General features: G+C 62.6%; 27 protein-coding genes. 5 read left to right on the top strand and 22 right to left on the bottom strand.

Annotated elements, in window-relative coordinates:
• Positions 1 to 41: 41 nt before the first annotated feature.
• Positions 42 to 1577, top strand: a complete 1536-nt coding sequence (locus OE747_RS06720; protein ID WP_263827834.1) for an ATP-dependent DNA helicase — start codon at positions 42 to 44, stop codon at positions 1575 to 1577.
• On the top strand, positions 1574 to 2302 hold the full coding sequence (locus OE747_RS06715) for an SDR family oxidoreductase (RefSeq protein ID WP_263827833.1): 729 nt from the start codon (positions 1574 to 1576) through the stop codon (positions 2300 to 2302). The genes OE747_RS06720 and OE747_RS06715 overlap by 4 nt, the downstream gene beginning before the upstream one ends.
• A 3-nt stretch (positions 2303 to 2305) precedes the next feature.
• Here OE747_RS06715 and OE747_RS06710 read toward each other — a convergent pair whose 3' ends face one another.
• The 15 genes from OE747_RS06710 to OE747_RS06640 all read right to left on the bottom strand — a co-directional run bounded on the left by OE747_RS06710 (position 2306) and on the right by OE747_RS06640 (position 15055).
• Complete coding sequence (locus OE747_RS06710; RefSeq protein ID WP_263827832.1) at positions 2306 to 3082, bottom strand: TIGR02186 family protein; 777 nt, start codon at positions 3080 to 3082, stop codon at positions 2306 to 2308.
• A gap of 1 nt (position 3083) precedes the next feature.
• Entirely contained in the window at positions 3084 to 4004 is a 921-nt protein-coding gene (locus tag OE747_RS06705; RefSeq protein ID WP_263827831.1) for a sulfite exporter TauE/SafE family protein, read from the bottom strand.
• 2 nt (positions 4005 to 4006) lie between these two features.
• The gene (locus tag OE747_RS06700; protein ID WP_263827830.1) at positions 4007 to 4930 is read right to left on the bottom strand and encodes a sulfite exporter TauE/SafE family protein; all 924 of its coding nucleotides are present in this window, start codon (positions 4928 to 4930) and stop codon (positions 4007 to 4009) included.
• A gap of 91 nt (positions 4931 to 5021) precedes the next feature.
• Positions 5022 to 5987, bottom strand: a complete 966-nt coding sequence (locus tag OE747_RS06695; RefSeq protein ID WP_263827829.1) for an ABC transporter permease — start codon at positions 5985 to 5987, stop codon at positions 5022 to 5024.
• Entirely contained in the window at positions 5987 to 7081 is a 1095-nt protein-coding gene (locus OE747_RS06690) for an ABC transporter permease (protein WP_263827828.1), read from the bottom strand. The genes OE747_RS06695 and OE747_RS06690 overlap by 1 nt, the downstream gene beginning before the upstream one ends.
• Positions 7081 to 8610: an ABC transporter ATP-binding protein gene (locus tag OE747_RS06685; RefSeq protein WP_263827827.1), complete on the bottom strand. Its 1530-nt coding sequence runs from the start codon at positions 8608 to 8610 to the stop codon at positions 7081 to 7083. The genes OE747_RS06690 and OE747_RS06685 overlap by 1 nt, the downstream gene beginning before the upstream one ends.
• A 120-nt stretch (positions 8611 to 8730) precedes the next feature.
• The gene (locus OE747_RS06680; RefSeq protein ID WP_263827826.1) at positions 8731 to 9729 is read right to left on the bottom strand and encodes a BMP family lipoprotein; all 999 of its coding nucleotides are present in this window, start codon (positions 9727 to 9729) and stop codon (positions 8731 to 8733) included.
• Between the two features lie 156 nt (positions 9730 to 9885).
• Complete coding sequence (locus tag OE747_RS06675; protein ID WP_263827825.1) at positions 9886 to 10299, bottom strand: GNAT family N-acetyltransferase; 414 nt, start codon at positions 10297 to 10299, stop codon at positions 9886 to 9888.
• Positions 10296 to 10886, bottom strand: coding sequence for a tRNA (adenosine(37)-N6)-threonylcarbamoyltransferase complex dimerization subunit type 1 TsaB (gene tsaB, locus OE747_RS06670; RefSeq protein WP_263827824.1), 591 nt, complete (start codon positions 10884 to 10886; stop codon positions 10296 to 10298). The genes OE747_RS06675 and tsaB overlap by 4 nt, the downstream gene beginning before the upstream one ends.
• Entirely contained in the window at positions 10876 to 11439 is a 564-nt protein-coding gene (locus tag OE747_RS06665; RefSeq protein ID WP_263827823.1) for a NifU family protein, read from the bottom strand. Before OE747_RS06665 ends, tsaB begins: the two co-directional genes overlap by 11 nt.
• Before the next feature lie 70 nt (positions 11440 to 11509).
• The gene (locus OE747_RS06660; RefSeq protein ID WP_263827822.1) at positions 11510 to 12103 is read right to left on the bottom strand and encodes a 2-hydroxychromene-2-carboxylate isomerase; all 594 of its coding nucleotides are present in this window, start codon (positions 12101 to 12103) and stop codon (positions 11510 to 11512) included.
• 10 nt (positions 12104 to 12113) lie between these two features.
• The gene (locus tag OE747_RS06655) at positions 12114 to 12569 is read right to left on the bottom strand and encodes a universal stress protein (protein WP_263827821.1); all 456 of its coding nucleotides are present in this window, start codon (positions 12567 to 12569) and stop codon (positions 12114 to 12116) included.
• 21 nt (positions 12570 to 12590) lie between these two features.
• Entirely contained in the window at positions 12591 to 13673 is a 1083-nt protein-coding gene (locus OE747_RS06650) for an AbrB family transcriptional regulator (protein WP_263827820.1), read from the bottom strand.
• Positions 13670 to 14533, bottom strand: coding sequence for a branched-chain amino acid aminotransferase (locus OE747_RS06645; RefSeq protein WP_263827819.1), 864 nt, complete (start codon positions 14531 to 14533; stop codon positions 13670 to 13672). Before OE747_RS06645 ends, OE747_RS06650 begins: the two co-directional genes overlap by 4 nt.
• 60 nt (positions 14534 to 14593) lie before the next feature.
• A complete protein-coding gene (locus OE747_RS06640) occupies positions 14594 to 15055 on the bottom strand; it encodes an Lrp/AsnC family transcriptional regulator (protein WP_263827818.1) in 462 nt (153 codons plus the stop codon).
• Between the two features lie 131 nt (positions 15056 to 15186).
• Here OE747_RS06640 and OE747_RS06635 point away from each other — a divergent pair, with 131 nt between their 5' ends.
• Complete coding sequence (locus OE747_RS06635) at positions 15187 to 16236, top strand: Glu/Leu/Phe/Val family dehydrogenase (RefSeq protein ID WP_263827817.1); 1050 nt, start codon at positions 15187 to 15189, stop codon at positions 16234 to 16236.
• 33 nt (positions 16237 to 16269) lie between these two features.
• Here OE747_RS06635 and OE747_RS06630 read toward each other — a convergent pair whose 3' ends face one another.
• Both OE747_RS06630 and trpS read right to left on the bottom strand, forming a co-directional pair.
• Complete coding sequence (locus OE747_RS06630; protein WP_263827816.1) at positions 16270 to 16755, bottom strand: VOC family protein; 486 nt, start codon at positions 16753 to 16755, stop codon at positions 16270 to 16272.
• Positions 16756 to 16842: 87 nt separating this feature from the next.
• Complete coding sequence (trpS, locus tag OE747_RS06625; protein WP_263827815.1) at positions 16843 to 17871, bottom strand: tryptophan--tRNA ligase; 1029 nt, start codon at positions 17869 to 17871, stop codon at positions 16843 to 16845.
• Between the two features lie 85 nt (positions 17872 to 17956).
• On the opposite strand from trpS, the gene OE747_RS06620 reads away from it, so the two are divergent.
• Positions 17957 to 18643, top strand: a complete 687-nt coding sequence (locus OE747_RS06620; protein WP_263827814.1) for a rhomboid family intramembrane serine protease — start codon at positions 17957 to 17959, stop codon at positions 18641 to 18643.
• A gap of 18 nt (positions 18644 to 18661) precedes the next feature.
• Here the strand turns inward: OE747_RS06620 and OE747_RS06615 are convergent, their stop codons facing one another.
• The 5 genes from OE747_RS06615 to OE747_RS06595 all read right to left on the bottom strand — a co-directional run bounded on the left by OE747_RS06615 (position 18662) and on the right by OE747_RS06595 (position 25011).
• The gene (locus OE747_RS06615; RefSeq protein ID WP_263827813.1) at positions 18662 to 18853 is read right to left on the bottom strand and encodes a YgaP family membrane protein; all 192 of its coding nucleotides are present in this window, start codon (positions 18851 to 18853) and stop codon (positions 18662 to 18664) included.
• Positions 18854 to 18925: 72 nt separating this feature from the next.
• Positions 18926 to 19510 (bottom strand): Crp/Fnr family transcriptional regulator, encoded by a 585-nt coding sequence (locus tag OE747_RS06610; protein ID WP_263827812.1) that lies wholly within the window; start codon positions 19508 to 19510, stop codon positions 18926 to 18928.
• On the bottom strand, positions 19507 to 21048 hold the full coding sequence (gene murJ, locus OE747_RS06605; RefSeq protein WP_263827811.1) for a murein biosynthesis integral membrane protein MurJ: 1542 nt from the start codon (positions 21046 to 21048) through the stop codon (positions 19507 to 19509). Before murJ ends, OE747_RS06610 begins: the two co-directional genes overlap by 4 nt.
• Positions 21045 to 23813, bottom strand: coding sequence for a [protein-PII] uridylyltransferase (locus tag OE747_RS06600; RefSeq protein WP_404818300.1), 2769 nt, complete (start codon positions 23811 to 23813; stop codon positions 21045 to 21047). Before OE747_RS06600 ends, murJ begins: the two co-directional genes overlap by 4 nt.
• Positions 23814 to 23835: 22 nt before the next feature.
• A complete protein-coding gene (locus tag OE747_RS06595) occupies positions 23836 to 25011 on the bottom strand; it encodes a penicillin-binding protein activator (protein ID WP_263827809.1) in 1176 nt (391 codons plus the stop codon).
• An 84-nt stretch (positions 25012 to 25095) separates the two neighbouring features.
• Here OE747_RS06595 and rsmI point away from each other — a divergent pair, with 84 nt between their 5' ends.
• Positions 25096 to 25953 (top strand): 16S rRNA (cytidine(1402)-2'-O)-methyltransferase, encoded by an 858-nt coding sequence (rsmI, locus tag OE747_RS06590; RefSeq protein ID WP_263827808.1) that lies wholly within the window; start codon positions 25096 to 25098, stop codon positions 25951 to 25953.
• The last annotated feature ends 1 nt before the right edge of the window (position 25954 follow it).

The raw sequence follows: 25954 nt of genomic DNA, 5'->3' as shown, positions 1-25954 counted from the left end.
CAGTACTGGTATGGCGCGTCCCTCGCCTGTAGGGTCGCGCCATGACTATGAACGCGGTCACCTATTCCGACGACCAGGCCAGTGCCTATGACGCGATCGCCGAGCTCTTGCGGGCGGCGGGCGTCGATCTCGATGACGATGCCCTGTTGCGCCCCCCGGAAGGCGGCGCAACGGGCGTGATGGCTGTCATCGGCAAGGCCGGGTCGGGCAAAACGATGCTGTTGGCCGAGCTGTGCAAGGCGCTGACGCAAGCGGGTGTACAGGTCGTGTCCGGTGATTACGAAGGCCGCAAAAGCAAGGACCGGCGCACGCTTGCGGTGCTGGCGCCCACCAACAAGGCCGCCAGCGTGCTGCGTCTGCGCGGGGTGCCGGCGACCACGATCCACCGTATTCTCTATACCCCGGTCTATGACCCCGACTACGAGCGCATCGCCGAATGGCTTGCCGGCAATGGCGACCGACCCGAGGTAGAGGGGTTGAGTGAAGAGGCGCTGGACCGGGCGGCGGCGTTTTATGCCCGCAACAGTTCGATCCCTGGCGCGCTAGCTGCGGCGGGGTTGCGGGGGTCCGATTTCATCACCGGCTGGAAACGGCGCGATGAGCCGCTGGATATCGGTTTCATTGACGAGGCGTCGATGCTGGATGACCGGCAGTTCGAGGATTTGAAAGAGATTTTCCCGACATTGGTTCTGTTTGGAGATCCGGCTCAGCTGGCGCCGGTGAACCAGTCGGGCTCGATGGTGTTTGACCAGTTGCCAGAGCCACGCAAGCTGAACCTGAGCCGTATTCACCGGCAGGATGCGGATAGCCCCATTCTCGATCTCGCCCATGCGCTGGCGGATCCGCAGGTCGATTTCCAAACCTTCGAGCAGATGGTTGAGGACAAGTCCCGTCAGGATGATCGCATTGTCTGGGGGCAAAGGGTCGAAGTTGATCTGATGGCGCGCAGCCCGGTCCTAGTCTGGCGCAACGCAACGCGCATCCGTCTGATCAATGCGTTTCGAACGGTCTATGACGCGCCCGAGCAAGAGTTGCTGGAGGGCGAACCGCTGATCTGCGACGGGATTGAACTGCCACTCAAACACCGCAAGAAGCGGCTTGATCTTGAGGCGCGCGGGCTGATCAAGGGCGCGCAGGTGATCTATCTCGGGCCGGGGCGCAAACCGGGCTTCTCGCGCCTGCACGTGATGGGCGCCGAGGATCCCCAGGTGTCTGCGGCCTCGATCGTCAAGATCGAAAAGCCGGACGAGGAAGAGCCCTTTATCCCCTTTGCCGCCCGTATGGGCGCCACGTTCCTGCACGGCGCTGCCGTGACCATTCACAAGGCGCAAGGATCGCAATGGGATACGGTTCAGGTCTTTGCGCCCGATCTCTTTGCTGCCGCCCGAGCCGGGCGGGTCGAGGCCGGGCAGCCCTTGTGGAAACGGCTCGCCTATGTGGCGATCACCCGGGCGCAGGAACGGTTGATCTGGGTGGTGCGCAACCGGCTGTCGAAGCCGACGCAGCCGCTGCGGGTGGATGATCTGAAACAGGCAGAGGCGCCCGTCCTGAGGTTGGAAGAGGAGATCACGCTGTGAGAAGCATTCTGATTACCGGCGCCAGTTCTGGCATTGGCAGGGCGACGGCCGAATTGTTCCTGTCCGAAGGCTGGACGGTCGGCATGCTGGCGCGGCGCGGCGACGTGCTGGACGAAATGGCCAAGGGTCGTGAGCGGGCCATTCCCCTGGTTGCGGATGTCACAGATCCGGAGGCTGTCGAGGCGGCGTTTGACCGGTTCTGCACGCAGGCCGGGCGACTGGATGTCCTGTTCAACAATGCGGGCATCTTCGCGCCGGGCGGAACCATCGACGAGATTGCACTGGAGGATTGGTTTCGTTCGGTGAACGTCAACCTGAACGGGATGTTTCTCTGCGCGCGCGCTGCATTTGCCAGGATGAGGCGGCAAGAACCTCAGGGCGGCCGGATCATCAACAACGGTTCCATCGCGGCGCACGCGCCGCGCCCGAACTCGGTGCATTACACGGCGACCAAACACGCCATTACGGGGCTGACCCGCAGCCTGTCGGTGGACGGTCGCGGGTTTGGGATCGCGGCGGGCCAGATCGACATCGGAAATGCCCGCACCGAGATGGTCGCGGGCCTGAACAAGGCCGCGCTGGAGCAGGGGCGAGAACCCGATCCGACAATGGATGTTGCCGATGCCGCGCGTTCTGTGCTGCATATGGCCAGCCTGCCGGCTGAGGCCAATGTCCTGTTCATGACGGTGATGGCTACGACCATGGCCTATGTGGGTCGCGGTTGACCGTCAGGTGCCGCGCAGCGCCCGGAACGCCGCAGACGCGCCCCAGCCCGCCGCAATCGCGATGGCCAGTGACATCAACCCATATACGATGGGCTGTTCCCGCGAGAGGTTGAACAGGAACCGCTCCAGCCCGACCTTTTGCACGTCGATCGTGGTTTCATAGGTGGACACGACCTTGCCGCCCCGCGTCAGGAATATCCGGGCCGAGTAGTTGCCTTCGGTCAGGTTCGCGGGCATGTCGATTTCGGTCCGGAACAAGGTCTGCTCGTCAACGGCGACGGTGTTTTCCCGAATGGAGTAAAGCGCGTCGTTCGCCCGGATGCGCACTACGGCTTCGGCGAATTCCTGGGCATTCTGGATGTTCATGTCAGCCCCGACCGAGCGGATTGCCCGCGTGATCGAGATCTTATGGCGCAAATCCTCGGTGTCGGATATGGCCTCGTGAAACGGGCTGCTGGTCGCCACGGCATAAAAGCTGGGGGCCGAATCGACCAGAACACTGTCGGCGTTCACCCAAATCCCGAGTTTCTTTTCCTTGCGGCGCACGAGTACGGGGGCCGATGGACCGGACACCGCGACGATGACCTGTAGGGGATCGCCATCGGGTATCGGTGTCTCACGCTTGATCGCGCCAAAGATCAGGATGTCGGAGCCATCGAAATTGGCGGTGATGGCAACGCGGTCCCGGCTGAGGCCAAGAACGACCTGCTCTTCGGTCGCCTGGGTGGCCACAGGGACGATCAGCGCGGCAAGCAATGCCAAATAGGTGAGTACGCGCATCTCAATGTCCTCCGGCGGCGCCAAGCGAATAGAGTTCGCTAGGCATCAGCAGAAGGTCCAGGGCCAGCTTTCCGCAGACGGCCAGGACCAGGCCCGCCAGCAGAATGCGCAACTGTTCGGCCTTCATCTTGCCGCCGATCACGGTGCCGATCTGCGCCCCGATGACCCCGCCCACCAGAAGGAGGACCGCAAGAACGACATCCACGGTATAGTTGGTGGTGGCGTGCAGCATGGTCGTGAACGCGGTGACAAAGATGATCTGGAACAGCGAGGTGCCGACCACAACCTTGGTCGGCATGCCAAGCAGATAGATCATTGCCGGGACCATGATGAACCCGCCGCCGACGCCCATGATGGCCGAAAGGACACCAACCAGCAGCCCAACGACCATCGGTGGGATGACGGAGATATAGAGACCCGAAGTGCGAAACCGCATCTTCAGCGGCATGGCGTGGATCCAGCCGCGCTGTCGTCTTTTTGGGGGGGCACCGCCGGGTTTGCGCGATTTGCGGATGGCGTTCAGGCTTTCGATGAACATCAGCCCGCCAATGACGCCCAGAAAGACGACGTAGCAAAGCTTGACCAACAGATCGACCTGACCCAGGCTCTTGAGGTAGTTGAACAGGACAACCCCTAGAGCGGCCCCGATCAACCCCCCGGTCAGCAGGATCGTACCCATCTTAAGGTCCACCGTCCGCCTTCGGAAATGGGCCAGGACACCCGAGAAGGAGGAGGCGACGATCTGGTTGGCTTCGGTGGCAACCGCGACTGCGGGAGGGATGCCGATAAAGAACAAGAGTGGCGTCATCAGGAAGCCGCCACCGACACCGAACATGCCCGACAGTATCCCGACCATCCCACCCAGGCCCAGAAGCAGAAAGGCATTTACTGAAACTTCGGCGATGGGAAGATATATCTGCACGCTCAGAACCCGCCTGGAACAGAAAGATTGAAATGGTCACCCGGTTCGAGCAGCAGTTCGAACCCGATCTTGGTCGATACCGACAGTACGAGGAGCGACAGCAGGACGCGAAGCTGTTCCGCCTTGAGATAGGCGCCGATGCGGGTGCCCAGCTGCGCGCCCAGTACCCCTCCGATCAGCAGGAACAGGGCCAGCACGATGTCGACAGAATAGTTGGTGGTGGCATGCATCATCGCCGTAAACCCGGCAACGAAGATGATCTGGAACAGCGAGGTGCCGATCACCACCTTGGTCGGCATGCCGAGGATGTAGATCATCGCCGGGACCATGATGAAGCCGCCACCGACGCCCATGACCGCGGACAAGACGCCGACGCCAAAGCCGACCAGAACCGGCGGGATCGCAGATATGTACAGGTTCGACGTGCGAAAGCGCACCTTTAGCGGCAGGGACTGAACCCAGCCGCGCTGTTTGCGTTTGTATGGCGTTGGTGGAACCGCCGCGCGCGAGCGGTGTATTGCGTTGACGCTCTCGACGAACATCAGCCCGCCGATGACACCCAGAAACAGCACATAACAAAGCTGGACCGCCAGATCGACCTGGCCCAGGCTTTTCATCAGATTGAACAGAAGCATCCCGGCGGCGGCACCGAACAGGCCGCCGAGCAGAAGTACGCCGCCCATCTTCAGATCAACCGTCCGCTTGCGAAGGTGCGCCAGCACGCCCGAGATCGAGGAGGCTACCACCTGATTGGCCGATGTGGCCACGGCGATTGCGGGGGGAATACCGATCATGAACAGCATCGGCGTGATCAGAAAACCGCCCCCGACGCCGAACATGCCTGACAATACCCCCACAAACCCGCCGATCCCAAGCAGGACGACCGGGTTCGCTGACACTTCGGCGATGGGGAGGTATATCTGCATGTTTTTTGTTAAACCGCTCCCCCCCCATAAATCAACGAAGAATGCCGCCATGCAGCAAACAGGACTGAAATTACCTGTCGATCTGGCCCTATCAACGTTCTTTCACGTAGGGTTCGCCGCCTGCACGGGGCGGAATCGCCTTGCCCACAAAACCGGCCAGGATGACCACGGTCAGAACATAGGGAAGCGCATCCATCACCTGCACCGGGATCACCACGCCGCCCAGGTCGATATTCTGGAACCTGAGCGCGATTGCCTGCAACAGGCCGAACAGCAGACAGGCCCACATGGCATGCCAGGGCCGCCATTTGGCAAAGATCAGCGCCGCAAGTGCAATAAAGCCGCGCCCGGCAGTCATGTCCTTGACGAACCCGGCCTGGAGCGCGGTGGCCAGATAGGCGCCGGCAATACCGCAGAGCACACCACAGATCATTACGGCGGCATAGCGTAACCCGACGACCGAAACCCCTGCCGTGTCCACGGCAGCCGGATTTTCGCCGACGGCCCGCAGGCGCAGGCCGAACCGGGTGCGGAACAGAACCCACCAGGTCGCAGGCACGGCCAGGAAAGCGACATAGACAAGGATCGAGTGACCGGACAACAGCTCGGCATAGACCGGTCCGATCACGGGAACATTGGCCAGGGTTTCGCTGAGCGGCCAGTCAATCGGACCAAACCGGCCGCCCCCGATCAGCGATGGTGTGCGCCCGCCCTGCTGGAACCAGTCCTGAGCGATCAGGACAGTCATGCCCGCAGCGAGAAAGTTGATGGCGACGCCCGAAATCAGCTGGTTGCCACGAAAGGTGATCGAGGCGAGCCCATGCAGCCCGGCCAGCAGCAGCGACGCCGCGATACCTGCCAGAAGGCCCAGCCAGACCGAGCCGGTGACTGCGGCAACAGCTGCGGAAAAGAAGGCGGACATCAGCATCTTGCCTTCGAGCCCGATGTCAAAGATGCCGGCACGTTCTGAAAAGAGGCCCGCCAGGCACGCCAGCAGCAGCGGCGTGGCCAGGCGGACGGTGGAATCGAGAACCTGGATGATCGTCAGAAAGTCCATCACGCGTTGCCTTTCCGAAGGGCCAGGAAGATCTTTTCAAGCGGCATCCGCACCATGTTGTCGAGCGCCCCGGTGAACAGGATGACGAGCGCCTGAATGACGACGATCAACTCGCGCGGGATATTGGTCCAGAGCGCCAGTTCGGCGCCGCCCTGATAGAGGAACCCGAACAGGATCGCCGCCAGGAACACCCCGAACGGATGGCTGCGGCCCATCAGGGCGACGGCGATACCGATGAAACCGGCGCCCTCGGTCGAGTTCAGGACCAGTCGCTCGGCCTCTCCCATCACGTTGTTGATGGCCATCAGGCCGGCAAGGGCGCCCGAGATCAGCATGGCGATCATGGTGATCTTGTAGGGCGAGATGCCCGCATAAAGCGCGCCGGTCTCGGAATGGCCATAGGCTCGGATCTCATACCCAAGCCGCGTCCGCCAGATCAGCGCCCAGACCACGACACAGGCCAGAACTGCAACCAGAAGAGAGACGTTGGCAGGGGCCGCCTTGGAAAAGTTGATACCGATCGGGGCCAAAAGCTCGTGCAGGGTCGGCAGGTGAACGGTCTCGTTAAAGCGCGCGGTTGCGGGGTCCATGGAGCCCACCGGGCGCATCACGTTGACGAGCATATAGTTGAGAAAGGCCGCCGCGATAAAGTTGAACATGATCGTGGTGATCACGATGTGGCTGCCCCGCCGGGCCTGAAGATAGGCGGGGATTGCCGCCCAGATCGCACCAAACAGCATCGAGGCCGCGCAGGCCGCCAGCAGCGCGATGGTCCAGTGTGGCCAAGGGACGTAGAGACAGACCAGCGCCACGCCAAGGCCACCGAGCATCGCCTGCCCCTCGCCGCCGATATTGAACAGGCGGGCATGAAAGGCGACGGCCACGGCGAGGCCTGTGAACATGAAGTTGGTGGCGTAATAGAGCGTATAGCCCCAGCCATAGGTCGAACCCAGCGCGCCCGATACCATCATGTTGACGGCGGCCACCGGATCTTCGCCAATGCCGAGAATGACCAGCGCCGACAGGATCGCGGCAAGGATCAGGCTGATCAGCGGGATCAGCACCACATCGGCCCATTTGGGCATCTTGTCCATCAGGCGGCCTCCCCGTTGACACCGGCCATCAAGAGGCCCAGTTCCTTTTCGTTGGTCTCATGCGGCAGACGTTCGCCCATGATATGGCCGTCGAACATCACCGCGATCCGGTCGGCGAGGCCAAAGATTTCCTCCAGCTCGACCGAGACCAGCAGCACTGCCTTGCCCTGGTCGCGCAGGGCGACGATCTGCTTGTGAATGAACTCGATGGCGCCGATATCGACGCCGCGCGTCGGTTGCCCGACCAGCAACAGGTCGGGATTGCGCTCGATCTCGCGCGCCACGACGATCTTTTGCTGGTTGCCGCCCGAGAAGTTCTTGGCCGCGAGCCACCCGTCGGCAGGGCGGACATCGAATTTCTCGATCTTGCGGTCGGTATCGGCGCGCAGGGCGGCGTTGTTCATGAAAATGCCGGATTGATAGGCCGGGTCGTGGTGATAGCCAAAGGCCACGTTTTCCCAGGCGTGGAATTCCATGATCAACCCCTCGCTCTGACGGTCCTCGGGGACATGGGCCACATGAGCGGCGCGGCGGGCGCGCGCATCGGATCCCGGACCGCTCAGCGGCAGGGGGGCGCCGTTCAACCGGATCGCGCCGCTGCCCGGACGCATGCCGCCCAGCACCTCGAGCAGTTCCGACTGGCCGTTGCCCGCAACACCGGCGATGCCCAGAATCTCGCCCGCGCGCACGGTCAGGTTGATGCCTTTGACCCGTTCGACCCCCTTGTCATCGGTCACGCGCAGGTTCTCGATCTCCAGGATCGGTTTGCCGGGTTTTGCGGGCACTTTGTCGACACGCAGCAGCACCTTGCGGCCCACCATCAGCTCGGCCAGATGCTCGGGGCTGGTCTCGCTCGTCTTGACGGTCGCGGTCATCTCGCCGCGCCGCATCACGCTGACGGTATCGGTCGCCTCCATGATCTCGCGCAGCTTGTGGGTGATCAGGATGATCGTCTTGCCCTCATCCTTGAGCCGGTGAAGGATGCGGAACAGCTGATCGGCCTCGGCCGGGGTCAGAACGCCGGTCGGCTCGTCCAGGATCAGGATTTCCGCTTGGCGGTACAAAGCCTTGAGGATCTCGACCCGCTGCTGCTGGCCCACGCCGATCTCTTCGATAACCGCGTCGGGGTTCACGTTCAGCTCGTATTCGGCCGCCAGTTCTGCCAATGTCTTGCGTGCCTTGGCTAGCGAAGGTTTCAGCAGGCCGCCATCCTCGGCACCCAGGATGATGTTTTCCAGCACCGTGAAATTCTGCACCAGCTTGAAGTGCTGGAACACCATGCCGATGCCCGCAGCGATGGCCGCCTGGCTATCGGGAATCTCGGTCTTTTTGCCGTTGATCCAGATCTCGCCCTTGTCGGCCTTGTAGAAGCCGTAAAGGATGCTCATCAGCGTGGATTTTCCCGCGCCGTTTTCTCCGATGATCCCGTGGATCGTGCCGGGGGCGACGCTGATCGAGATATCCTTGTTTGCTTGCACAGGCCCAAAGGCTTTGGATATCCCTTTGAGCTCGATGGCGGGGACTGTCATGTCTTGTCCTCGATGGCCGAAAAGGCGCCTGTCCAAGAACGGATATCGTCGCGAAGACGATCCGCCGGGGGAAACAAGCGGCAGGTGAGTGCGGGCCGGGTGACCGGCCCGCGTTCAGGATCAGAAGTTGATAGCCGGGCAGCTGTCATTCTCGTAGTAGCTGACAACCTTCAGGTTGCCGTCGATGATGTCCTGACGCGCCTTGTCGACCGCGGCCTTCATCTCGTCGGAAATCAGCGGCGCGTTGTTGTCGTCCAGCGCATAGCCGACGCCTTCTTCGGCGAGGCCCATGTTGAACACGCCGGTTTCCAGGTTTTCGCCTGCTTTCATCGCGTCATAGACGGCCACGTCCACGCGCTTCAGCATCGAGGTCAGCACCTTGCCCGGATGCAGGTGGTTCTGGTTGCTGTCGACGCCGATCGACAGGATACCTTCATCAGCGGCGGTTTGCAGCACGCCGACACCGGTGCCGCCAGCGGCGGCATAGACTACGTCAGCCCCCTGGCTGATCTGCGCCTTGGTCAGTTCCGAGCCCTTGACCGGGTCGTTCCAGGCCGCAGGCGTGGTGCCGGTCATGTTGGCCACGATCTTGATGTCGGCATTCACCGCCTTGGCGCCCTGGGCATAGCCGCAGCCGAAATGACGGATCAGCGGAATGTCCATGCCGCCGACAAAGCCCACGGTCCCCGATTTCGAGGCCATTGCCGCCAGCATGCCGACCAGGTACGAGCCTTCATGCTCGGCAAATCCGATCTGACGGATGTTCGGCGCATCCAGCCAGGTCACGTCAACAGCGACGAACTTGGTATCGGGGTAGTCCGCCGCCACGGCGCTCAGAGGATCGGCCATGGCAAAGCCCATGGTGATCACCGGGTTGGCGCCCGCCTCGGCAAAACGGCGCAGGGCCTGCTCGCGCTGGGCCTCGGATTGCAGTTCGATCTCGCGGAAGCTGCCGCCGGTCTCGTCTGCCCAACGCTTGGCACCGTTAAAGGCGGCTTCGTTGAAGGATTTGTCGAACTTGCCGCCCAGATCAAAGATCAGGGCAGGTTCGGCCAGCGCGGCGCCCGCTGTCAGCGCGACGGCTGCGGCGGCGCCCATCAGGGTTTTCATGAGGGTCATTTTATACTCCCGTTGGTTATTTTTCCGGGGTGGTGGATATATCCGGACACCCCGCTCATAGCGAGCAGAACTGCTGTGATGACGATAATTAAGGCCGTGTGCAAGAGCGCGGGTCAACCGCTTTTTGACCGCATGGTCCGCAATTCTTGTTTGCCGTCAGGGCAAGGCGCGTTCCATCATGATCGCATCCACGGTTTCTCCGCCGGACCGACGATAGTAGCCCTTGCGCCGTCCGCAGGGTGTGAAACCGCACCGGTCATAGAGCGCGATGGCCGCCGGATTGTCGGCGGCAACTTCCAGCAAGGCCCGTGTCGCGCCCATGCGGATGGCGCTGGACAGCCAGTCATGAACACAAGCGCTGGCCAGACCTTGGCGGCGTCTTTGAGGATTCGTGGCGATGGTCAGCATCTCTGTCTCGTCCGAGACAATCTGGAACACCGCGAAACAGTCCGTTGTCCCGATCACGTGTACAGAACTTCTGTTCATTAGGTCGGCGAACTCATCCTCGGCCCAGGGGCGTGATTGGTCAAAGGCCCGGGCATGGGCCAGGGCCAGATCCGCAGGCGTCATTGATCCAGCAAGACGGGTGCCGTGTCGCGCGATGGCGCGGCGTCGGCTGGCCTGACGTAAACCGGTGAGGGCGGGGTGCTCGTTGTGGCGGCGCGGGCGGCCGCAAGTGTGGCGATCGCCTCGATCAGGTCGCGTGTCGAGGCATCGGTGTGCAGTGGTCCGAATGACGCGGCGTCCGCGTGCGAAACCAGGGCGGGTTCACCCCCTTCGGGACGGATGTAGTACTGATCTCGCGGTGCCGGGATTGCCGCCAGATGTCCGGTCGGCGTTACCCGCGCGCGCGCATCGAACCCGTCAATGCCCACCGCGGGGATATCCAGCGCCAGAGCCAGGCCGCGCGCGGCGGAAACGGAAATCCGGATGCCGGTGAAATTGCCGGGGCCAACCCCCACGCCGATGGCGGTCAGATCGCGCCAGGTCTTGCCCGCCTCTGCCAGAACCTCTTCGAGCAATGGAAACAAGCGTTCCGCCTGTCCCCGGCCCATATCCTCTGTCCGTGTCGCGACGATCCGGTCACCCACCAGCAAAGCGGCCGCGCAATGCGCGGCCGATGTATCGAATGCCAGAACGACCGGGTCAGACGGCAACGGGGCGCACCTCGGTCACTTCGGGGATGTAGTGGCGCAGCAGGTTCTCGATCCCCATCTTCAGCGTCAGCGTGGACGAGGGGCAGCCGGCGCAAGCGCCCTGCATGTGCAGATAGACCACGCCCCGGTCGAAGCCGTGGAACGTGATATCGCCGCCATCCTGGGCAACCGCCGGACGCACCCGGCTGTCAAGCAAGGCCTTGATCTGATTGACGATCTCCGAATCTTCACCGCTGTGCTCGGCGTGCCCCGAAGCCGTCTGGGCATCCGCGCCCATTACTGGCTGGCCGGATTGGTAATGCTCCATCACCGCGCCCAGGATCGCCGGTTTGATGTGGTCCCAGGCAACCGCCTCGGACTTGGTGACGGTCACGAAATCATTGCCGAAAAACACGCCTGTCACGCCATCGACCGCAAAGATGCGCGCCGCCAGAGGCGATTTTTCGGCGGCCTCTGCCGAAGGGAAATCAGCGGTGCCTGCCTCCAGAACGGTCTGTCCGGGCAGGAATTTCAGCGTTGCCGGATTGGGGGTGGATTCGGTCTGGATGAACATGGTCGGAATTCCTTATCGCTCTGGTCAGATATGAGGCCAGACCCCGCCAATGTCAATCTTTGGAACGGTTCTAAAGTGATGCGGCGAGCGTAAGTGCCTGATCGAGCCGGTCGTCACCCCAGAACAATTCGTCGCCCACGACAAAGCTGGGAGCGCCGAACAAACCTGCCTGCACGGCCCGCTCACCCTGAGTAAACAGCGCCTTCTTGGTCTCTTCCGTCCGGGCCTGCGCCATCGCTTGGTCAGGCAATCCGGCCGTTTCCCAGCACTCGGCCAGTACCGTGGGGTCAGAAATGTCTTGTCCCCGTCCGAACTCTGCCGAGAAAACAGCGCGGACAAAAGGCGCGATGCGATCCAGTTCCCGGGCCACCAAAGCCAGGCGCGCGGCCGCTAGTCCGTTTTGCGGAAAGGGATCGGGGCGGAGAAAGGGCAGGCCGCGCGATGCACAAAGCCGTTCCATGTCACGCCACATGTAGCGACCCTTGGACGGGTAGAGGTTGAACGGCGAGCTTGTCCATCCCTGCGCGGCAAAGATCGGCCCTAGCAGGAATGGTTCCCACTCGACGGTTAGGCCATGCCGCTGCGCGGCCTCTTCGATCCGCATGGCCGACAGATAGGAATATGTCGAGGCGAATTCGAACCAGAAAGCGATACGCTGGGCCATTGTCCGGCCTTTATGTGATTGCTTCGAGCTTTTCCTTGCTCAGATCGCCGGGAACGATGGTAATCGGGATCGGCAGGCTGCCCGACGACCGGCTCAACTGCGACACCAGCGGGCCGGGACCCTTCTTGTCCGTGCCTGCGCCCAGAACGAGGACACCGATTTCCGGGTCTTCCTGAATTTGGGCGATGATCTCGGGGACAGGGTCGCCTTCGCGGATCACCAGTTCGGGTTCGACCCCCTGCTTGTCGCGCATCCATTTGGCAAACACTTCGAAATGCGCGTGAATGCGTTCACGCGCCTCTTCGCGCATCACTTCGCCGACGCCGATCCAGTGATTGAACTCATCGGGCGGAATAACCGACAGGATGGCCACGCCACCCCCCGTATGGGCGGCGCGCATCGCCGCGAACCGCATCGCGTTCAGGCATTCGCGGCTGTCATCCAGTACAACTAGGAACTTGCGCATGTCGGTCCTCCACAATCCTGGTCAATCTGCCTCAGGGGTCTGACGCTGTCCATCGCTTTTCCCGGCGGCCCGTCTGGCCACGTCCGTGGCGTAGAGCGTCAGGACAACCGCAAGGACCGACAACCGAAAGAGATGAGCGGCCGCGACAAAGCTGGGGTCGGCGCCAAGGGCGGCGCTCAGGATGATCATCGTCTCAAGGCCACCGGGAGAGAACCCCAGCAGAACATCCAACAGCGGCAAACCGGAAAGGTAGGCGGCGGGGAGCGCCGCCAATGCCGCCAGGCCCGTGGTCAGCCCGACGATGGCAAGCCCTGCGGCCAGGCTGCGGCGCAGGTCCCGCCAGCCCATGCCGCCAAATCGAGTTCCGATCAGGCTTCCCATCAAGATCAGAGCCGCTTGCGAAGCCCAGTCGGGCAGTCCGCCCGATGTCCAGCCGCCGAAATGGGTCGTGGCGGCAACGACAATACCGGCGATCAGCACATGGGCTGGAAGTCTGAGCCGTTTCAACAGTGGTGCCAGCACAAGCGCCGCGCCAAGCTGGCCGAGAATCCAGGTTCCCGGTGTGACGATCTGCGCCTGTGGCAATCCCAACCCAACCTCGATCCCCGCCAGGGTTGCCGCCAGGGGCACCAGCAGGGTCAGCGCCATCAGGCGTATCGAGGCCAGCACCACCGGCCGGGTCAGCGACAAATGCAGGCTGTCGGCCAGTGCCACGACAAGGCTCAGATGACCGGGGGCCGAGGCCAGGAAGGCCTCGTCCCGATCGATTGGCAGCAGGCGCGGGATTAGCCAGCGCCCGGCCCAGGGGGTCACCAGGGTCAGCGCGGCGAGCAGGCCAAAGGCAACCGGCCAGCGCATCATGGCGTCGACGCTGTCAGGCCCGACCATCGAGCCGATACTGAGACCGACAATCAGAAAACCGCCATCGCGCAGCATCGGTGATATGTGCGAGCTTAACCCAAACAGACCGGCGAGCGATACCGCGATCGCCGGTCCGGCCAGCAAGGCCATCGGCATGTGGACCAGTGCGGCAATCGACGCCCCAAAGCCGCCCAAGGCCAGCGTCAGCAGGTTCTGGCGCAAGCCAAGTGTCAGCGCGGTCACGCGGTTGTCTTCGCCCAATCCCAATAGAGTTCGCGCGCGCGACGGGCGACAGGGCCAACCTGATACTGGGTATCGTCCAGCGCGGTGACCGGGGTCACCTTGCTCATGTTGCCGGACATGAAGACTTCGTCGGCAGCATGGAAATCGGCGAAGGTCAGCACCGTTTCATGCACGTTGTAGCCATCCGCGCGCAGGTTCTTCATGTGCCGGGCCCGTGTGATGCCGGCGAGGAAGGTGCCGTTGGCGATGGGGGTAAACACCTCGCCATCCTTGACCATGAAGATGTTGGCGGTGGCGGTTTCGGCGACATTGCCCATGGCATCCGCTACCAGCGCATTCGAAAACCCCTTGGATCGGGCCTCTTGCAGCATGCGGGCGTTGTTGGGGTAGAGGCATCCGGCCTTGGCATTGACAACCGCGTCCTCCAGCACGGGGCGGCGGAACCGCGTCGTTGTCAGCGTGGCCGAGGCGGTGGCTGGGGCCATCGGGATCTCTTCCAGACAGATCGCAAAGCCAGTGGTGTCCGCGTTGGGAACAATCGCGGTGATGTCACCGTCGATACCCCAGTACATCGGCCGGATGTAGACGGCCTTGTCCTTGCCATAGGTCTTCAGGCCCTCGCGCACGATCTCGACCATGTCTTCGGTCGAGACGGTGGGGGTGACCATCAGCGCCTGGGCCGAACGGTTGACGCGGGCGCAATGCGCCTCAAGATCGGGGGCCATGCCGTCGAAATACCGTGCCCCGTCAAAAACGCCAGACCCCAGCCATGCCCCATGATCCGCCGCGCGCATGATCGGCACGTCGCCGTCATGCCACGATCCTTCGAAATAGGTGCGGATGTTCTTGCCAGTTGCCATGGTCGCCTCCTTCGGAATGCCGCCACGTTAGGCGCGGTTGGGTCAGAGGTCCAGACCTGTTTAGCGCCCCGTCTCAGGCAAGGCATCGCGCCGCACCATCGTGCGAAGCGCGAAGTTGGAGCGCAGATTTCGAATGCCGGGAATTTTCATCAGCCGGTTTTCCAGGAACCTGTCAAAAGCCGCCAGATCGGCGGCCACGACCCGCAGAAGAATGTCACGCGACCCGGTCATGAGGTAGCATTCCATCACCTCGTCGCAGCGCAGGATCGCCTTTTCAAAGGCGTCCACCGCCGCCCGGTCCTGTTTCTCCAGTTCGACCGAGACGAAGATGGAGACCGATAGCCCCAGTTTCGCGGGGTCCACTGTCGCACTGTAGCCGGTGATCACCCCATCCCGTTGCAGGCGGTCCAACCGCCGGGCGCAGGGCGTGGGCGACAGGCCGACCTTGTCCGCCAACTCGGTGACGGTCATCCGGCCATCCTTTTGCAGGGCGCGGACGATCCTGTGGTCGATCTGGTCCATTTGGGGAAAATCTCCATTCTGAAGGTGATTTTTATAGTTTTCCTCTAACCTGATCTCATTCACCGCGCAATCTTGGTGAAAAACGGCGACCGGTCTGTGGCAGTTTCCGGCCAGGATATTCGGAGGATTCCATGCAGATTACCGCCGTAGAGGCACCCGACCATCAAGAGGTGGTGCGGATCGAGGACCGGGCCAGCGGGTTGGTCGGGTATATTGCCATTCACTCCACCCTGCGCGGCCCGGCTGCGGGCGGGGTGCGGATGCGCCGATATGCGCAAGAGGTTGACGCGCTGACCGACGCGCTGCGCCTGTCGCGCGGCATGACCTACAAGAACGCTGCGGCCGATCTGGCGTTGGGTGGCGGCAAGGCGGTGATCATCGCCGACCCGGCGACACAGAAGACACCGGACCTGCTCGAAGCGTTCGGTATGGCTGTGGACTCGCTGAACGGGCGCTATTGGACGGCCGAGGACATGGGCATGACCCCCGCCGATATGGCACGGATCGGTACCCGCACGAGGTTTGTCGCCGGGCTGGCAGATGGGGCATTTGCCAGCGGTGACCCTTCTCCAATCACCGCGCGCGGAATTTTTTATGCGATCCGCACGGCGGCGAAGCATCGCCTGGGTTCCGTGGACCTGACCGGTCGTACCGTCGCGGTTCAGGGGCTGGGCCATGTCGGGCATTATCTGTGCGGCTACCTGCATCAGGCCGGGGCGAAACTGATCGTGACCGATATCGACAGCGCCCAAGTGGCCCGTGTGGCAGAGCTCTATGGCGCAACCGCCGTTGCCCCCGATGCGATCTACGGCGTCGATGCCGATATCTTTGCCCCCTGCGCCATTGGTGCGATCCTGAATGCCGAGACGATCCCGCAGCTGAAGGTTTCCGTTGTGGCCGGTGGCGCGAATAACCAGCTTGCCACACCGGATGATGGCACGCGGCTGCACGCCCGTGGCATCCTTTATGCGCCGGACTACGTCGCAAACGGCGGCGGCATCATCAATGTGGCGACCGAGATCCAGCAGATTTCGGGGCGCGAGGCATGGGTGGCCGAAAAGCTGACCGCGCTTGACCGGACGATGGACCGGATCCTGACGCGCGCCCGTACTCTGGCCGTCAGCCCGGCAGAAGTCGCAGACGCGATCGTCGACGAGATCTTGCAGCCAAAAGCGGCGTAACACGAACAGGTTGGCCCCTTCTCGGGGGCCGATCTATCCTGCTTCGGCGATAAGAGCGTGCAGGTCCAGCGGGTCGCTTCCCATGGCGAGGCTGCCATCAGGCAGGCGCGGCCATTCGTCCACAGGACGGTCGCGGTACAGCTCCACCCCGTTTCCGTCCGGGTCTCTCAGATACACCGCCTCGCTTACCCCGTGGTCGGCCGCGCCATCCAGCCGCACGCCAGCCTCAAGCACGTGGCGCACGGCTGTGCCAAGGGCTTTGCGATCGGGGTAGAGGAAAGCCGAATGGTAAAGACCGGTCGCCCGCGCGGGCGGCTGTGGACCACCCCGGCTGTGCCAGGTGTTCAGCCCGATATGGTGGTGATACCCGCCAGCCCCCAGAAAGGCGGCGCTGTCACCGAACTTCTGCTGCAACTCGAACCCCAGGACATCGCGATAGAACGCGATGGACCGGTCGAGGTCGGATACTTTCAGATGAACATGGCCGACACAGGTGCCAGCCGGGGCGGTATAGCTCATGGCGCGTCTCCTTTCCCCTGAATATCGGGCGAAGACGCGCCATGCGAAAGGCCGAAATCCCGCGCAGATCGCCTGCGCGGGTGCACATCATCCGCGTGCGGACGAGACCATGCCCACGATGTCGTAGGTCTGTCGCAGGATCGGCGCGGTGATGGCGCGGGCGCGTTCGGCGCCACGGGCCAGGATGCGGTCGATCTCGGCCTGATCGTCCATCAGCCGCGCCATCTCGGCCGAGATGGGGGCCAGCCGGGCCACTGCCAGTTCCGCCAGCATTGGTTTGAACTCGCCGAACTGTTTGCCGCCGACCTCGGCCAGCACCTGATCCACGCTCTGATCCGCGAGGGCGGCATAGATATTGATCAGGTTGCGCGCCTCAGGGCGACCCTCCAGCCCGTCGATTTCCGAAGGCAGGGCATCGGGGTCTGTCTTGGCCTTGCGGATCTTTTGCGCGATGGTGTCGGCATCGTCGGTCATGTTGATCCGGCTCATGTCGGACGGGTCGGATTTCGACATTTTCTTGGATCCGTCGCGCAGGCTCATCACCCGCGTTGCGGCGCCCTCGATCACCGGTTCGGTGACGGGAAAGAAGTCGATGCCGTAGTCGTGGTTGAACTTGATTGCGATGTCGCGGGTCAGTTCCAGATGCTGTTTCTGGTCCTCGCCCACCGGCACATGGGTGGCGTGATAGATCAGGATGTCGGCGGCCATCAGCGAGGGATAGGCAAACAGGCCCAGCGAGGCGTTCTGCTGGTTCTTGCCGGCCTTGTCCTTCCATTGCGTCATGCGCTGCATCCAGCCCATGCGGGCGACGCAGTTGAAAATCCAGGCCAGCTGCGCATGTTCAGGCACCTGGGATTGGTTGATCAGGATCGACTGTTCCGGGTCGATCCCGGCTGCGATGAAGCCCGCGCACAGTTCCCGCGTGGAATGCGCAAGTTCCTTGGGGTCCTGCCAGACGGTAATCGCGTGGAGATCGACCATGCAATACACGGTCTCCATCTCTGGTCCCTGCATATCCACAAATCGCTTGAGCGCACCAAGGTAGTTACCAAGATGCAGGTTTCCCGAAGGCTGAATGCCGGAAAACACGCGCGGCGTGAATTTGGTTTCGGTCATGATGGGAAACTCCCGTCTGGAAAATTCGGCCCCCGTCGCTTACCCATGAGGCAAAGGGACGTCAACAGCCGGGAAAGGCCCGCCCATGAGCAGTGATAACGATACATCGCCCGTGAACCCCCTGCCACCCGTCGTGGTGGCGCTGGTGCTGTTCATCATGGGGATTGAGCTGGCCTTTTCGCTGGGTGCGCGTGGCATCGTCGGCGGGCCGCAGGCGGTGGGTTGGCGGCTGGCCGCGATGCAGTCTTATGCGTTTTCGCCCGATATCCTGGCCTGGATGTGGGAGGCGGGGCGCTGGCCTGTCGAACATGTGATCCGTTTTGTGACCTATCCGTTCGTCAATGTATCCTTTACCCAGTCGCTCTTTGTCTGCGTGTTTGTGCTGGCGATGGGCAAGATGGTGGCCGAAAGCTTTGGCAGCATTGCCATGCTGGTGGTGTTCATCGTTTCGGGTGCCGTGGGTGCGCTGGGCTACGGTGTCCTTACCGACTCGCCGGTGGCGCTGATCGGAGGCTTCCCGCCGGTCTATGGGCTGATCGGAGCCTTTACCTGGCTTTTGTGGCGCAACCTTTCACGGGTGGGGCAGAATCAGGCCCGCGCATTCAGCCTGATCGCGTTCCTGATGGGCGCGCAGCTGTTGTTCGGGCTTCTGTTTGGCGGTGGCCTCGACTGGGTGGCCGACCTTGTTGGGTTTGCAACCGGGTTTGCGCTGTCCTTCTTTCTGGCGCCCGGTGGCTGGTCCCGTATCCGCGGCCGGATCCGTCACGACTGACGGTCCGGCCATCGGAGGTTACTTCTTCAGCGGGCAGGTGCTGATGCCGAGAATGCTGTAGAGCGGGCAACTGCCGACCAGCCCGGTCAGAAGCGGTACAATGCCGATCAGACCCCACATGGTTTGCGGGCCGACGACAGTGAGGGAGAGCAGGATCAGCCCAAGGATGATTCGGGCTGCACGATCAAGAGTGCCTTCGTTACGGGTCATTTTCCGGGGTCCTTCCTGGATGATATGGATGCCCCGTTTTGCATGATCGCGCGCCGCGTGTCGGTGACAGAGTCACCGTTCTTCTGCGGCAATCCGTTCCAATCCGGCCCGGTCCCGAAGCGATACGCGCCCACGGGCGAGCTCGACCAGCCCCTGTCTGGCAAACTCGGCAAGCCTGCGGCTGACAAAGGCCCGGCCCGAAGCGGTTTCGGCTGCCAGTGCGTCGTGTGTGGCGGCCACGGTATTTCCCTGCGCAAGCCGCAACAGAACGCGGGCAAGGCGGGTGTCGAAGCCTGTCAGCGCGACGTCTTCGACAAGGTGCTCGAAATCGGCGAAGCGGCGGGCGACCGCGTGCAGGATCTCGGACCGGAACGCTTCGTCTTCGGCCATTGCGCGGCGAAACTCGGCGTGTCCGATCAGGGTTCCCCGCACGCGGGATTCGGTCACGCCTTCGGCGCTGTAGCTGCGTCCTTCGGTCAGGCAGGCGAAGGTTTGCAGGCACACATCGCCGGGGCCGACCCGGTAGAGAACCACCTCGCGCCCATTGGCGGCGGTCAGGGTGACGCGGATCGACCCTTCGTCCAGGCGCAGGAAGCCCGGGCATTCCTGTCCCGCCCGAAACAGGACGGTGCCGGGAGGACAGTCCAGCCGGGTCATGACCGCCTCAGCGCGCGCCGGAATTCCGACAGGCGGAACGCGCCGATCAAATGCCCGACCCCGAAGTAGACAATCGCGGCAAGCAGGATCAGCGACAGCAGACCGAGATAGCGCCAGCCCGGCAAGGCCAGAACCCAGCCAAACGGGACAAGCACAGCATAAAGCGCGGCCCCCATGATCAGCGAGGCGGCCAGTATACGGCCGGCCCGGCGATGGAAACGTGCGTCGAAACGGGCGACATCGCCCATCCGGCGCGCACCGGTAGCGAGGAGCGCCACCATGGCCCAGCCTGCCGCACTGGCGGCAATCGCTGGGGCGATCCAGCCGACGATAGGATACAGGCCAAAGGCCAGCCCGGCGTTCACCACCATGGCCACCACTGCATAGCGGAAGGGGCTTTTGGTGTCCTCGCGCGCGAAGAACAGCGGCTGGTATACCTTTTGCAGCATGAAGGCAGGCAGACCCAAACCGTAGATCGCAACCGCAATCGCGGTTGCAGCGGTGTCCTCGGGCCCGAAGGCGCCGCGCTGGAAAAGAACCGAGACCAGAGGAAGCGGTATCACCATCAGGGCCACAGCCGAAGGCAGGGTCAGGATCAGCGAGAACTCTCCGGCCCGCGAATAGGCATCACGCGACCCATCCATGTCGCCTGCGCGCAGGCGCCGCGAGAGATCCGGCAACAACACGACACCGACCGCGATGCCGACCACGCCCAGCGGCAATTGGTACAGCCGGTCTGCTGTGAACAGCCAGCTGACCGCGCTTTCGGTGCGCGAGGCCACCAATTGACCCACCACAAGGTTGATCTGTGTAACCCCCATCGCCAGAGCGGCGGGAAAGGCGACACGAACCAGCTGGCGCATCTCGGGGTCAAGGCGGGGCAGGCCGGGGCGCAGACGGATATCCGCCCGCTCGGTCGCGATCCAGACCAGCGCCAGTTGCGCCACACCCGCAGCCGGGATCACCCAGATCAGCCAGTCGATCACGGCGCCGCCGAAAATCGAACCGGCAAGCATCGCCGAACAGGCAAAGATGTTCAGCAGCACGGGTGCGGCGGCGGCGGCGGCAAAACGGCCCGTCGCGTTCAAAACCCCCGAGAACAGCGCTGCGAGGGACATGAAGAGAATGTAGGGGAACACGATCTTGCCATAGCCAACGGCCAGATCGAACCGCGCATCCCCCGCGAACCCACTGGCCGTCAGCCAGATCAGGCCGGGCATGAACACCATCGCCAACCCGACCAGAGTCAGGACAGCCGCCGTCAGCAGGTTCAATGCCTTTTGCGCAAAGAGAACGGCGTCTTCATCCGCTTCCAGCCGTTTCGAGAACATCGGCACAAAGGCAGCGTTAAAGGCGCCCTCGGCAAAGAACCGGCGGAACAGGTTGGGCAGTCGGAAGGCGGCGACAAAGGCGTCCATCACCGGGCCGGGACCGATATAGGCGGCCAGCATCATTTCGCGGACAAAACCCAGCAAGCGGCTGGCCAGCGTCCAGAATCCGACCGTGAAGAACCCGGACATGAGGCGAATGGGCTTCATGATGCGGCCCGTTTCGCGCCTTCGGAAATCGCCTCGCGCAGTTTCTTCTCAAGTGCGCGCTGCTTGGTCTCTGAATAGTATTTCAGCCCGAACATGTCCTTGACATAGAAGGTGTCGACAACCTGCTCGCCATAGGTCGCGATCACCGCATTGGCGATATAGACGTTGGCCGCCGCCATCGCGCGGGCGAGATCATAAAGCAGGCCGGGCCGGTCGCGGGTGTCAACCTCGATGATGGTATAGATTTCGGACCCGTCATTGTCGAAAGTGACATGGGTCGGAACGTTGAACGCCTTTTCCCGCTTCTTGATCTTGTCGCGGGATTTCAGCGCCTCGCGTGCCACTACTTCGCCCTTGAGCGTCTTGAGGATCATCTGGCGCAGCCGGGGCAGGCGATTGTCTTCATAGGGATGCCCTTCGGCGTCCTGGATCCAGAAGGCGTCGGTTACATACCCGTCTTTGGTGGTATAGCTGCGGGCATCGACCACGTTTGCCCCCACCAAAGCCAGCGCGCCGGCCATCCGGGAAAAGATACCGGGGTGATCGGCCATGGCGAAACAGGCGCGGGTCGCGTCGCGGTCAAGATCGGGCTCAAGGCGAATCTCTACCGCACCGGGATCGCCGCTTTGCTCCAGCGCGCGCAGCATTTCGGCGAATTCGACATGGGTGGACAGGTTCAGACCCTGCCAATACGGATCGTAATGGCGCCCGGTTTCCGTCTTGAGATCCTCGCGCGGCCAATCGGCAAGCGCCTCGCGCAGCGCCTTCTTGGCCTCGTTGCCGCGGCCCTCGCGGTTGAGGTCCTCCATCCCGGTTTCCAGCGCGCGCTTGGTTTCGGCATGCAGGGCGCGCAGCAACGTGGCCTTCCAGTTGTTCCAGGTATTGGGTCCCACCCCCCGGATGTCGCAGACGGTCAGCACGGTAAGCAGATCGAGGCGCTTGACGGTCTGTACTGCCTTGGCAAAGTCGCGCACGGTCCGCGGGTCCGAGATATCCCGTTTCTGCGCCATGTCCGACATCAGAAGATGGTATCGCACCAGCCATTCGACGGTATCGCAGTCCGCCTTGTTGAGGCCGAGCCGTGGCGCCACCTTGCGGGCGATCTTGGCACCCAGGATCGAATGGTCTTCGGGGCGCCCCTTCCCGATGTCATGCAGCAGCAGGGCGGTATACAGCACCTTGCGGTTGACCCCTGCTTTCAGGATGGACGAGGCCAGCGGCAGCGCCTCGACCAACTCGCCCTTTTCGATCTGGGCCAGGTTCACGATGGTCTGAATGATGTGCTCGTCCACCGTATAGCTGTGATACATGTTGAACTGCATCATCGCCACGATCGGCTCGAATTCGGGAATGAAGGCCGACAGAACTCCCAGTTCGTTCATCCGCCTGAGCGCGCGCTCAGGGTTGCCGTGCTTCAGCAGCAGATCGAGGAACAGGCGCTGGGCTTCCTTGTTGTTGCGCATGTCGTCGTCGATCAGGGCAAGATTGGCGGTGACCAGACGCATGGCGTCAGGATGGATCAGCATCCCGGTGCGCAGGCCTTCTTCGAAAAGACGCAGGAGGTTGAGCTTGTCGGACAGGAATGCCTTGGGGTCGACGACATCCAGCCGTCCGTGCACGACCTTGTATTCGGGCTTGGTCTTGGGCCTGCGCCGGAAAATCCGTTCGAGGATGGGCGCGCTTTTCATGTGCTGCGCTTCGAGTTTGGTCAGAAGAATCCGGGTCAGTTCGCCCACACGGGTGGCTTCGCGGAAGTATTTCTGCATGAAGACTTCGACACCGCGTCGGCCCGCGCGATCCTCGTACCCCATGCGATCGGCCACCTCGACCTGAAGGTCAAAGGTCAGCTGTTCGGACGCCCTGCCGGTGACGATGTGCAGATGCGCCCGCACGGCCCAGAGGAAATCTTCGGCCTGCACAAAGGTCTGATACTCCGCCGGGGTGAAAAGGCCCAATGGCACCAGTTCAGCGGTGTTCTTGACCCCGTAGACGTATTTCGAGATCCAGTAGAGCGATTGCAGGTCGCGCAGCCCGCCCTTGCCTTCCTTGACATTGGGCTCGACCATATACCGTTGCCCCTGCTTGCGGTGCCGGGCGTCGCGCTCTTCCAGCTTGGCCTCGATGAACTCGCGCGCGGTATCCTTGAACAGGTCCGATTTCAGCTTCTTGTCCAGCGACTGGGCCAAGGGCCGGTGCCCGGTCAGAAAACGGTGCTCAAGCATGGCGGTACGAATGGTAAAGTCCTCGCGCCCCAGCCGGACACAATCCGCCACAGTGCGCGATGAATGCCCGACCTTCAGCCGCAGATCCCAGAGGATGTAGAGCATCGACTCGATCACACTTTCGGCCCAGGCGGTGATCTTGTAGGGGGTCAGGAACAGCAGATCGACATCGGAATGCGGGGCCATCTCGCCACGCCCGTAACCGCCGACAGCCATGACCGCGATGCGCTCGCCCTGGGTTGGGGTGGCCAAAGGGTGAAGCAGGCCAGAGGCCACATACATCGCCGTCTTGACCAGCCCGTCGGTCAGATAGGTATAGGCGCGGGTCATCGGTCGCGCGGCAAAGGGGTGGGCGGAAAACGCTTCTGCAATTGCTGCGCGCCCGGATTTCTGTACTTCCCGAAGGATCGCTACCACCGCTGCCCGCAAGGCGGCGTTGTCGGCAGCGTCCATCGCTGCCGCCTGGACCTGTGCGAGAACGGACTCGGCGTCAAAAACCGAGGCCGGATCGCATACAAGATCTCCCGTCAGGTCCGGGCGGATCGGGTTTACGACCCGGTCCGGCTCAGAAGCCGGCGCCGGAGAAGCTTTGTGGGGCAGGGTCAATCACAACCACCTGTTTGTTCTGAATCGTGGCAACGGCCAGTCCCCGCTCATTAGTCCCATCCGGGCGCAGGCGGAAGATGCCGCCGACACCTTGGAAGCCGGCGCTCTGCGTCAGGGCCGCGCCAGTAAGGGCATCCGCCTTTCCGGCGCCGACCAGCGCGCCGATGGCGGCGATCCCGTCATAGGCAAGGCCCCCGATCGGGTGCGGTGCCCCGCCATAGGCCGCCTGGTAACGAGCGGTGAACGCGGCGGATTTCGAAGGGTCGGGAAGCGCGAACCAGCCGCCCTGAACGCCGGGCAATTCCAATGTCTGAGAGGGAATGTCCCAGCGGGTCAGGCCGATGAACTGTTTTTCCACGGGGGAAACGCCTGCTTCCGGCAGCAATTGCGAAAAGAGCGGCAGGGCGCCTGCCGTGGTCGCGGTGAAAAAGACCGAATCGGCACCGGTCCCGTCGACCATGGCCTTGACCTGTGGAACGGCGGCGATCACACCCTGCTGCGACTGTTCGAACGCTACGGACCCGGCCAGTTTCGCTCCGGTCTGGGAAATGGCGCTGGTGATGGCGGCCTTGCCCACCTGACCTGCTTCGTCGTTGCTGTACACGACGACGATGTTTCCCTTGCCCTGCCGGGCCGCGAAGCTGGCCAACCGGTTCGCCGTATTGTCGAAGGTCGGCCCAAGCACAAAGACGTTGCCGCCGGCGATCTTTGTGTTGTTGGAAAACGACAGGACGTTGATGTTCTGGTTCAGCACCGCCAGGCCAGCTGCGTTTGCGGCTTGTGCATAGACCGGGCCAAGAATGATCTTGGCGCCGTCGCTCACCGCTTGTTGTGCAACCGCTGCGGCTGTGTTGGCGTTCCCCGCCGTATCGTACACACGCAGGTCGATCTGCACGTTTTGCAGGTCGCCGATGGCCATTCTGGCTGCGTTCTCAAGGCTTTGGGCCAGAACGGCATCGCCGGACTGAGCTGATCCACGCGGCACAAGCAACGCCACCGGAACCGGCTTGGAGGTATTGATGCTGGGGCCCCCGCTTCCAATCGTGCCGGTGTCGCATGAGGCCAGCAGCACGGCAGCCGCAACTGCCATCGCGGAACGGGCCAGCTTGCGGGCGGGGTTGAAAATGGCAAACATCTAATCAATAGCTCCCTAATCCGGCGGCGGACTACCGCGTTGGTCGAGCCGCGATAATAAACGTCACAAAACACGGGTCCAGCGTTGAATTACCAAAAGCTCAGATTGCCCGCAGGATTGTATTTTGTCGGAACACCGATCGGTGCCGCGCGCGACATCACGCTGAGGGCGCTGGACGTGCTGGCATCGGCCGATGTGATCGCGGCCGAGGATACACGCTCTCTAAGACATTTGCTCGACATTCACGGCGTGCCCCTCGATGGCAGGCGGGTCATTGCCTATCATGATCATTCCGGCGTGGCCGCGCGGGAGAAACTGCTGGAGGCGCTGGCCGAGGGAAGATCGGTCGCTTATGCCTCCGAGGCCGGGATGCCACTGATCGCGGATCCAGGGTATGAGCTGAGCAAGGCCGCGTCCGAAGCGGGGTATATGGTGACATGCGCCCCGGGGCCGTCAGCGGCCTTGGCCGCGCTGACCCTGGCCGGGTTGCCGACCGATGCGTTCTTTTTTGCCGGTTTCCTGCCCAATTCCACGTCGGCGCGAAAAACACGGCTTGAGGCCCTGCGCGATGTTCCCGGGACACTGGTTTTCTACGAATCGCCCAAACGCGTGTGCGACAGTCTTGCCGACATGTGCGCGGTATTGGGGGGCGAGCGCCCGGCGGCTTTGTGCCGGGAGTTGACGAAAAAGTTCGAAGAGATACGGCGGGGCAGCCTGGAGAGCATAGGCGCCTCGTTGGGGGATTCCCCGGTCAAAGGCGAAATCGTCCTTTTGGTGGACCGGGCGCGTTCAGACCCGGTTAAGGAAGTCGATATAGAACAATCGTTGATCGAAGCGCTTGAAAGTCATTCGGTAAAGGATGCGGCCGATCTGGTGTCGCGTATGCATGGGGTTCCGCGGCGGCCGGTCTACCAGATGGCGCTGAAGCTGGGAAAACGATGAT

Source organism: Ruegeria aquimaris (assembly GCF_025751555.1).
In the GTDB taxonomy this organism is placed as follows: Bacteria; Pseudomonadota; Alphaproteobacteria; order Rhodobacterales; family Rhodobacteraceae; genus Ruegeria_B; species Ruegeria_B aquimaris.
The sequence above is the reverse complement of the archived record's forward strand: the minus strand, read 5'-3'. Positions and strand labels throughout refer to the sequence as shown.